The 8,690-nt window shown below is 74.7% G+C and carries 7 protein-coding genes and 1 pseudogene; 2 read left to right on the top strand and 6 right to left on the bottom strand.

Going from position 1 to position 8,690, the window contains the following annotated elements:
• From VR44_RS27175 to VR44_RS27155, 5 genes and pseudogenes are all read right to left on the bottom strand, one after another.
• Window positions 1-151 (bottom strand): ATP-binding cassette domain-containing protein (locus VR44_RS27175; protein ID WP_045950248.1); only part of this gene is annotated, 151 nt, incomplete at its 3' end.
• Complete coding sequence (locus tag VR44_RS27170; RefSeq protein ID WP_045950250.1) at window positions 144-1,028, bottom strand: ABC transporter ATP-binding protein; 885 nt, start codon at window positions 1,026-1,028, stop codon at window positions 144-146. The genes VR44_RS27175 and VR44_RS27170, both read right to left, overlap by 8 nt.
• Before the next feature lie 74 nt (window positions 1,029-1,102).
• Window positions 1,103-1,972, bottom strand: coding sequence for an ABC transporter permease (locus tag VR44_RS27165; RefSeq protein ID WP_045950247.1), 870 nt, complete (start codon window positions 1,970-1,972; stop codon window positions 1,103-1,105).
• Window positions 1,965-2,985 (bottom strand): annotated as a pseudogene (locus tag VR44_RS27160) (ABC transporter permease). Before VR44_RS27160 ends, VR44_RS27165 begins: the two are co-directional and overlap by 8 nt.
• A gap of 32 nt (window positions 2,986-3,017) precedes the next feature.
• A complete protein-coding gene (locus VR44_RS27155; protein ID WP_045950246.1) occupies window positions 3,018-4,604 on the bottom strand; it encodes an ABC transporter substrate-binding protein in 1,587 nt (528 codons plus the stop codon).
• Window positions 4,605-4,793: 189 nt separating this feature from the next.
• On the opposite strand from VR44_RS27155, the gene VR44_RS27150 reads away from it, so the two are divergent.
• Window positions 4,794-5,771 (top strand): fibronectin type III domain-containing protein, encoded by a 978-nt coding sequence (locus VR44_RS27150; protein WP_245692279.1) that lies wholly within the window; start codon window positions 4,794-4,796, stop codon window positions 5,769-5,771.
• 162 nt (window positions 5,772-5,933) lie between these two features.
• Entirely contained in the window at window positions 5,934-7,973 is a 2,040-nt protein-coding gene (locus tag VR44_RS27145) for an ATP-binding protein (RefSeq protein ID WP_045950245.1), read from the top strand.
• Between the two features lie 143 nt (window positions 7,974-8,116).
• On the opposite strand, the gene VR44_RS27140 is transcribed toward VR44_RS27145, so the two are convergent.
• Window positions 8,117-8,302, bottom strand: coding sequence for a DUF5999 family protein (locus tag VR44_RS27140; RefSeq protein WP_042809879.1), 186 nt, complete (start codon window positions 8,300-8,302; stop codon window positions 8,117-8,119).
• Window positions 8,303-8,690 lie beyond the last annotated feature (388 nt).

Genomic DNA, 8,690 nt, shown 5'->3' with positions numbered 1-8,690 from the left:
GCAGGGCGGCGACCCGGGCCAGCGTGGACTTGCCGCAGCCGCTGGGCCCGAGCAGGCCGAGGGCCTCGCCGGGGTGCAGGGCGAGGTGGGCGTCGCGGACGACGGGGCTGCGGCGGTCGTATCCGGCGGTGATGCCCTTGAGCTCAAGCACGGTGGCAGGCCACCCCTTCGGTGAGCGGCGGCCGGACGGTCCGGCAGGTGGCGTCGGCGAGGGCGCAGCGGGGTGCGAAGGCGCAGCCGGGCGGCAGGTCGCCGAGCTCGGGCGGGGCGCCCGGGATCGGGGTGAAGGCCCGCTCGGGCAGGGCGTCGAGCAGGCCGCGGGCGTAGGGGTGGCGCGGGCCGGGCTCGCCGAAGAAGGCTTCGGCGGCTGCGAGTTCGACGATGCGGCCCGCGTACATGACGGCGACGGTGTCGGCGATGCGCCGGGCGGCGGCCAGGTCGTGGGTGATCATCAGCAGGGCGCGGCCGGAGTCCCGGGTGTGGGCGCGCAGTTCGTCGGCGGTGCGCTCGACGAGGTCCCGGTCGAGGCCGGTGGTCGGCTCGTCGGCGAGCAGCAGGGGGGCGTCCCCGACGAGGGCGAGGGCGGTGGCGGCGCGCTGGGCGAGGCCGCCGGACAGCTGGTGGGGGTGGTGGTCGAGGTGGCTCGCGGGGAAGGCGGCCCGGGCGGCCGCGGCCTCGGCGGCCGCGCGTGGGGTGCGGGAGCCGGTGAGTTCCCGGACGGTCTCCTCCAGGTGGGAGCGGACGGTGCGGACCGGGGTGAGGTGGGCGGCGGGGCTCTGCGGGACCAGGGCGACGCGCCGGCCCCGTACGGTGCGGGCCAGGGTGTCCTCGTCGGCGGCGAGCAGGTCGAGGCCGTCGGGGAGGAGGGCGGATCCGGCGGTCTCGGCGTTGCCGGGGAGGAGCCCGAGCAGGGCGGAGGCGAGGACGGACTTCCCGCAGCCGCTCTCCCCGACGAGCACGAGGCACTCCCCCGCCCCCAGCCGGAACTCCGCGTCGGAGACGGCTTCGACGTACCGCCCGCCGGCCATCCGGAAGCGCACGGAGAGCCCCCGCACGCGCAGCACGTCCGGTCCCGGCGTCGTCGGGGTACGGTCGGGACGGGTCACAGGCTCAGCTCCGAGCGTCGGCGGGGGTTCAGGCGGTCGCGCCAGGCGCCCGCGAGGCCGGCGATGGCCAGGGTCGGGAGGATCAGCAGCAGGCCGGGGAAGAGCGTGGGCCACCAGTCGCCGGCGAGCAGCGAGCCGCGGCCGCCCTGCACGAGGGTGCCCAGGCTGGCCTGGTGGGCGGGCAGGCCGAGGCCGAGGAAGGACAGGGCGGACTCGTGCCACATGGCGTGCGGAACCATCAGCACCGCGGCGAGCCCGGCCTGCGGCAGCACCCCGGGCAGCAGGTGGCGGACCGCGACGCGCCACCGCGAGGCTCCGCCGGAGACGGCCGCGTCCACGTACGGCCGGCCGCGCAGCGAGAGCACCTCGGCGCGCACGATCCGGGCCGTGGACAGCCAGTGGGTGACCGCCACGGACGCCACCACCGGCCAGACGCCGGGCCGGAACAGGGCGACGACGAATACGCCGAGCAGCAGGTGCGGGACGGAGGAGAGGGTGTCGACGGCCCGCATCAGCAGCCGGTCGGTCCAGCCGCCGAGCGCCCCCGCGGCCGCGCCGACGGCCGTGCCGACGACGGTGGCGACGAGCGCCGCGACCAAGCCGACCAGCAGGGACACCCGCAGCCCGTAGACGCACCGCAGCAGCAGGTCCCGGCCCACGTCGTCGGTGCCGAAGGGGTGCGCCCACGAGGGCGGGAGCAGTTTCGCGGAGAGGTCGACGGCCTGCTGGTCGAGCTGGACCAGCGGCGGCACCAGCAGCACGGCCAGGGCGAGCAGCAGGGCCACGGCGGCCGAGCCCCGTACCCGCAGGGCGCGGGTGGAGCGGCGGCCGGGGCCACGGGTGCGCCAGAGGGGGGCTTCAGCCATCGAAGCCCACCCTCGGGTCGGCGAGCCCGTAGAGCAGGTCGGACAGCAGGTTGCCGGCCAGGACCGCGGCCGTGGCGAGTACCGTCAGCGCGGCCAGCAGCGGGAAGTCCACCGAGGTGGCGGCCTGCACGGTGGCGGCGGCGATGCCGGGCCAGCTGAAGACGGTCTCCACCAGCAGGGCGCCGGTGATCAGCTCGGGCACCCGGGAGCCGATGAGCGTCAGCATCGGGAGCATCCCGGAGCGCAGGGCGTGCCCCAGCAGGACCCGCCGCTGCGACAGGCCCCGGGCGCGGGCCCCGCGTACGGGGTCCTCGTCCAGGGCGTCGGCGACGCCCTGGCGTACGTAGAGGAAGAACCAGGGCAGCTGGGAGATCCCGAGCACCAGCGCGGGCAGCACCAGGTGGGAGGCGACCTGGCCGGGGGTGACCGCGGTGGCGGCCGCGTCGGTGAGTCCGCCGGAGGGCAGGACGCCCAGCCGTACGGAGAAGAGCCAGACGGCCAGCAGTCCGAGCCAGTAGGCGGGTGCGGCCTCCAGGGTGTAGGCGAGGGCGCCGGCCACCCGGTCCAGCGGTCCGCCCGGGCGGCGCGCGGCGAGCACGCCGAGGGCGGTGCCGAGGAGGACGGCGACGGCGAAGGCGCAGCCGGCGAGCAGCGCCGTGGAGTTCCCGAGGTCGCCGGTGAGCGCGGAGGTGAGCCAGTCNGAGCAGCGCCGACCAGCCGAGGCGTTCGGCGATGGCGTCGGCGACGGGCCGGCGCAGGACCGTGGAGTTCCCGAGGTCGCCGGTGAGCGCGGAGGTGAGCCAGTCCCACCAGCGGTCGAGGAGCGGGCGGTCCACGCCGAGGTTGGCGCGCAGCTGGTCGAGTTCGGCCGCGGAGGCGGTGAGTCCGGCGGTGCCGGCGTAGGCCTTGACCGGGTCGAAGGGGGAGAGCGCGGCGACGGCGAAGACGCCGAGGGTGACGGCGAGCAGGACCGGGGCGGCGGAGAGGATCCGCCGCCCGGTCATCCGGGCCATCGGCCCCCAGGGCGGGCGCGGGGGAAGGGCGGTCACTTCTGCTTCGGCTTCCAGGTCTCCACGTTCCACCAGGGGCCGGAGCCGAGGCCGTGGTCGTGCGGTTCGACCTGGGTGGTCAGGCCCTCCCACTTGTCGCCGACCACGTAGAGGTGGTCGATGTGGGTGAGGAAGACGTAGCCGGGGTTCTGGGCGAGCTCGCGCTGCACGGTGTCGTAGGCGGCCTTGCGGGTGGCCGGGTCGCCGCTGGTGCGGCCGTCGGCGACGGCGCGGTCGACGGCCGGGTTGTCGTACCGGGCCATGTTGTTGAACCCGTCGCCCGCGAGGGAGGAGGTCAGCAGCTGGTACTGGTCGAAGTCGGGGTCGGCCGGGGAGCCGCCGCCTGCGAGGACGGCGTCGGTCTTCATCCGGGGTTCGATGACCTCCCAGGTCCCGGCCTCGGTCTTCACCTCGATACCGGCCTTCCTGGCGTCGGAGGCGAAGGCGAGGGCGTGGTCCTGGCGGATCTTGTCGCCGGAGGTGTACCAGAGTGGGAAGGCCGCGCGGACCCCGTCCTTGACGCGGATGCCGTCCTCGCCGGTCTTCCAGCCGGCCTCGTCCAGGATCTGCCTGGCCCGTTCGAGGTCGTACGGGCGCTCGGTGCCCGGGGTGAACCAGCGGCTGTCGGTGGGCACGGGCCCGTAGGCGGCCTTGCCCGCGTCGTCGAGGAGCTTGTCCACCATGGCCTGCCGGTCGACGGCGATGTCCAGCGCCCGGCGCACGGCCACGTCACCGGTGACGGGGTTGTGCGTCGGCAGGGTCACGTTGCGGTAGTCGAAGGTCTTGGCCGCGTAGGTCTTGCGGGAGGAGTCCTTCGCGAAGCCGCGGGCGAGGTTGGGCGGCAGGATCGCGGCGTCGAGCTCGCCGGAGCGCAGCCGGGTGGCGCGGACGTCGTCGTCCTTGATGACGGCCATGGTGAAGTTCTTCACGGCGGGCTCGCCGCCCCAGTAGCCGGGGTTGGCCTTGAAGCTGAGCTTCTCGCCCTTGGACCAGCCGGTGAGCACGTAGGGGCCGGTGCCGACGGGCCTGGTGGTGAACTCGCCGCTGTTGACGTCCTGCCGGCCGGCGACGTGCTCGGGGGCGATGGGCAGGACGGTCCGCTCGGCGAAGGGCGCGTAGGGGTACTTGAGGGTGAAGACGACCCGGTCGGGGCCCTGGGCGGTGACGCTCTCGATCGCGTCCAGCTCGGTCCTGGAGGCGTTGTTGGTCTTCGGGTCGAGGATGGTGCGGTAGGTGAACTCGACGTCCTTGGCGGAGAAGGGCTCGCCGTCGCTGAACTTCACGCCCTGGCGGAGCCGGAAGGTGTAGGTGCGGCCGTCGGCGGAGACCTCGGGGAGGGCTTCGGCGAGCGCGGGCCTCAGCTTCATGTCCGCGTCGTGGGTGAGGAGCCCGTCGAAGATCTTGGAGTTGCCGTCCTTGCCGTAGCCGAGGAGCGGGCTGAGGCTGTCCGGTTCGTTGGCGATCCCGACGACGGCCGAGTCGGCCGAGGCGGGGGCCGCGGGGTGGGAGCAGGCCGTGATGCCCGTGATGAGTGCGGTGGCGAGCGCCGCGCCCGCGGCTCCCCGTACGTTCCGGGCCGTCATGCTGTGCACATCCCTGTTTAAGATCATCTGTTATTGCAAAGAGATCGCAATAATGCCAGACGAGATCAGAAGAAGACGAACCCGGCCATACGGACGCCATGTCCCGGCCACCGGGGTCTTGTCCGGCCACCCCCGGCCGTGCCATATATGTCTAGACCTTTACGAGAGCACGTACGAGGAAGGCACCCCGTGCGACCCATCACGGCCCCGCGCCGCGCCGGGGCGGTACTCTCGGCGCTCGTCCTCTGCCTGTTCGCCCCCGCGCTGACGGCCTGCGGGGCGGACGAGGACACCACGCCCCCGCACGCCCCCGGCGGGCTCACCGCCCGGGCGGGCAGCGCCACTTCGGTCCACGTCATGTGGGAGCGGGCCGCCCCGGCCGACGGGGTCACCGGCTACCAGGTGTTCCAGGACGGCCGGCTGGTGCGGGAACTCCCCGCCGAGAAGACCATGGTGGACGTCACCGGCCTCACCCCGCAGACCGCCTACGCCTTCACCGTCCGCGCCAGGGACGCCGCCGGGAACCACTCCGCGCCCGGCCCCGCCGCGCGGGCCACCACCCCCGCCGCCAGGGCCGAGGACCACCTGCCGCCCACCGCCCCGCCCGCCACCACCGGTCGCGCCGAAGGCCCCCGGACGGTCCGCCTGAGCTGGAGCCCGGCCACGGACGACACGGGCGTGACGGCGTACGACGTCTACCAGGGCGGGGTCCGGATCCACACGGCCGGCGCCGCCGAGAGCTCCACCACCCTCACCGGGCTCCAGCCCGGCACCGCCTACTCCTTCACCGTCCGCGCCCGCGACGGCTCCGACAACAGCTCCCCCGACGGGCCGGCGGTCGCCGTGACCACCCCCGCCGACCCCGCCCAGGGCCCCGGCACCGCCCCCGGCGCGTTCACCGCCGCCGTCTCCCCCGGCACGGTCGACCTGGGCTGGACCGCCCCCGACACCGGCCACGAGACGAGCGAGTACCAGCTCTACGTCGACGACCGGCCCGTCACGGTCATCCAGTTCGGCGCCGGAGCGGTGCCGCGGGGCCGGGCCTCCTACCGCCTCACCACGACCGAACCCGCCGGCACCGTCTGGACCCTGAAACTCCGTGCCCGCCTGCCGGACGGCAACTGGGGCGCCTTCTCCGAGGAACGGCGGATCACCCTGGCCGGCTGACCCCCGCGGAGCGGCCCCCAGCGGCCCACCGCGGCCGATCCGGCCCGAACGGCACTGCCGCGCAATGAGATCGCGCACAATACAACCGTGTTCGGTGAGTACTCGGTCAACCACGGTCAGGCAGGTGCCGACAGTGGCGACCATGCGTCAGAATCTGGCGCCGTGCCGGGAAACCTGCCGCCGGAGACGGCGAGCTTCGTCGGCCGTGAGGCCGAACTCGACCGCCTCGGCGGCCTGCTGGACGAACGAAGACTGATCACCCTGACCGGGGTGGGCGGAGTCGGCAAGTCCCGGCTCGCCCTGCGGGCCGCCGCCGCCCGCCGCGGCCGGGCCCGGCCCGACGGCGTCTGGTGGGTGGAGCTCTCCCCCCTGCGCGACCCCGGACTCCTCACCACCACCCTCGCCCACACCCTCGGCCTGACCATCGGCGTCGCCGCCCACGCCGGGCAGTCCCTCGACGAGGAACTCTGTACGTGGATGGCCGACAAGACCCTGCTGCTGGTCCTCGACACCTGCGAGCACCTGGTCGCCCCCGTCCGGCACCTGGTGGGCGAACTCCTGCAGTCCGCACCCGGCCTGACGGTGCTGGTCACCTCCCGCGAACGGCTGGGCTCCCCCGGCGAGGCCGTGCTGGAGGTCCGCCCGCTGCCCTGCGAGGGACCCGAGAGCGACGCCCTCACCCTCTTCCGGGCCCGCGTCATGACCGCCTCCCCACAGGCCGCCGCCGCCCTCGCCGACCCCGCCCGGGCCGCCCTCGCCGCCGAGGTCTGCCGCCGCCTGGACGGCATCCCGCTCGCACTGGAGCTGGCGGGGGCCCGGCTGCGGCTGTGGACCCTGGAGCGGATGGCGCGGCTGCTGGGCGCCCGCTTCGAGGTGCTCTCCGACACCGGCCGCGCCGTGCTCCCGGCCCGGCACCGGACTCTGCGCACCACCATCGGATGGAGCCACGAACTGTGCGAGCCGCTGGAGCGGCTGCTGTGGGCCCGGCTGTCGGTGTTCGCCGGGGACTTCGACCTGGCCGCCGCCCGGACGGTGTGCGCGGGCGGGCCCCTGCCCGCGGCGGGGGTGGAGCGGCTGCTGGAGGGGCTGGTCGCGAAGTCCGTGGTGCGCCGGTCGCGGGAGCGCGGGTCCGAGACCCGCTACCGGATGCTGGACACCATCCGCGAGTTCGGCCACGACTGGCTGGCGGAGCTGGACGAGGTACGGACCGTCACGGACCGCCACGCCCACTGGTACGCCGCCCTCGCCAGGGCCGCCGAAGAGGCCTGGATGGGGCCGGCGCAGGTGGACTGGTACCGCAGGATGAGCGCCGAGCACGCGCAGCTGCGCACCGCCCTGGAACACCTGCTCGGGACGGACCCCGAGGCCGCCCTGGAGATGGCCGGGGCCCTGTGGTTCTTCTGGTTCTCCTGCGGCCACCTCCAGGAGGGCCGGAACTTCCTGGAACGGGCCCTGACCCAGGTCCCGCCCACGGGGGCCGCGCACGCCCAGGCACTGTGGGCGCTCGGGCTGACGATGCTGCTCCAGGGCGACCTGGGGGCGGCCCGGATGACGGGACTCGCGTGCGTACGGGCCGCCGAGGCGCTGGGCGACCCCGAGGGGCGGCTGCGCGCCGCCTACCTGCGGTCGGTGTCGCTCCTGATGCCGGGCGACCCGGTACGGGCGCTCGCGCTGGCGGGGCCGCCCGCGCGGGCGGGACACGGCGGGGAGGGCAGCGGGGCGGGACTGCTGCTGTGCCGGCTGGTGAGCGCGTACGCCCTGTGCGACCTCGGGCGCTTCGAGGAGGCCGCCGAGGAGGCGGAGGGGCTGCGCACGGCCTGCGTGGAGCTGGGCGAGCGCTGGATGCGGGCGTACGCGGACTACGTCCTGGCCGTCGCGGCGCTCGGGCTCGGCCGGCACGCGGAGGCCGCCCGGCACGTACGGGCGATGCTGTCCGGCAAGCGGCTGCTGAACGACCGCTTCGGCATCGCGATCGGCCTGGACATCCTCGCGGCGGCCGTGGCCGGCCTGGGCGACGGGGAACTGGCGGCGCGGTTGCTGGGCACCGGGCACGCGTGGTGGCGCACGGTGGGGCGGCCGCAGATGGGCTCGCCCTCGCTGACGGCCCTGCGGGACCAAGGGGAGCGGCAGGCCAGGGCGGCGATCGGCGACGCGGCGTACGAGACCGCGTTCCGGGGCGGTGCGGCGGCCTCCACCGGCTGAGTCCCAGCTGGTGGAGGCCTTAAGCCGGGGGCTCCCGTCAGTACGGGAGGGGTCTGCCCGACGGTGTGCGCAGGTCCAGGTCTCGGGGGGCGGGCTTGGGGACGGGCTTGCGGATCAGCTGCTGGCGCATGCTGCCTCCTCGCTCAGACCAGGGCCGGGCGACGGGGTTCCACCGTCCGGCCTTCGGGGAGCAGTTCCCCGGTGTCGTCGAAGACCACCACGCCGTTGCAGAGCAGGCTCCATCCCTGTTCGGGATGGAAGGCCACGGTGCGGGCAGCGTCACGGTCGGCGCTGTCGGCGGGCGGGCAGGGGGGCTGGTGAGAGCACATGGCGCACCTCCTCGCAGTGTGGGGCGGGAGGGCCGGTGGTCACCCGGTCGATTCCGCGATCCACGGTGGCGGCGAGTATTACTGATCGCCGCCCCCGGACGGAACCCGTATTCGAGGTCGAGTTCACGGTGTGTATGCCCGCTCACCATGCGCTCATGCCAGCCATCCGGATCTTCTCCGCGGCGCGGGACCACCCCGCCCCGCAATCCCGGGGCGAACGCCCCCTCAAACCCGGACGATCACCCCAACCCAACCACCCCCACCCCTCCCCGGAGTGGCAGGGATCACACACCCCCCACCGGCCCCGCGGGGTCGTCGGGGGCGGGCACCCCCGGGTCCGTGAAGCCCGCGGCTAGCGGATCGGCATGCCGGAGAGGGTGCGGGCGAT

It is taken from the genome of Streptomyces katrae, from assembly GCF_000966975.1.
Lineage (GTDB): Bacteria > Actinomycetota > Actinomycetes > Streptomycetales > Streptomycetaceae > Streptomyces > Streptomyces katrae.
This window is presented reverse-complemented; position numbering and strand designations above follow the sequence as displayed.

Excerpts from the sequence above, each read along its gene's own strand:
- VR44_RS27165 (WP_045950247.1), bottom strand. The coding sequence starts at position 1,972 with ATGGCTGAAGCCCCCCTCTGGCGCACCCGTGGCCCCGGCCGCCGCTCC.
- VR44_RS27155 (WP_045950246.1), bottom strand. The coding sequence starts at position 4,604 with ATGACGGCCCGGAACGTACGGGGAGCCGCGGGCGCGGCGCTCGCCACC.
- VR44_RS27170 (WP_045950250.1), bottom strand. The coding sequence starts at position 1,028 with ATGGCCGGCGGGCGGTACGTCGAAGCCGTCTCCGACGCGGAGTTCCGG.
- VR44_RS27140 (WP_042809879.1), bottom strand. The coding sequence starts at position 8,302 with ATGTGCTCTCACCAGCCCCCCTGCCCGCCCGCCGACAGCGCCGACCGT.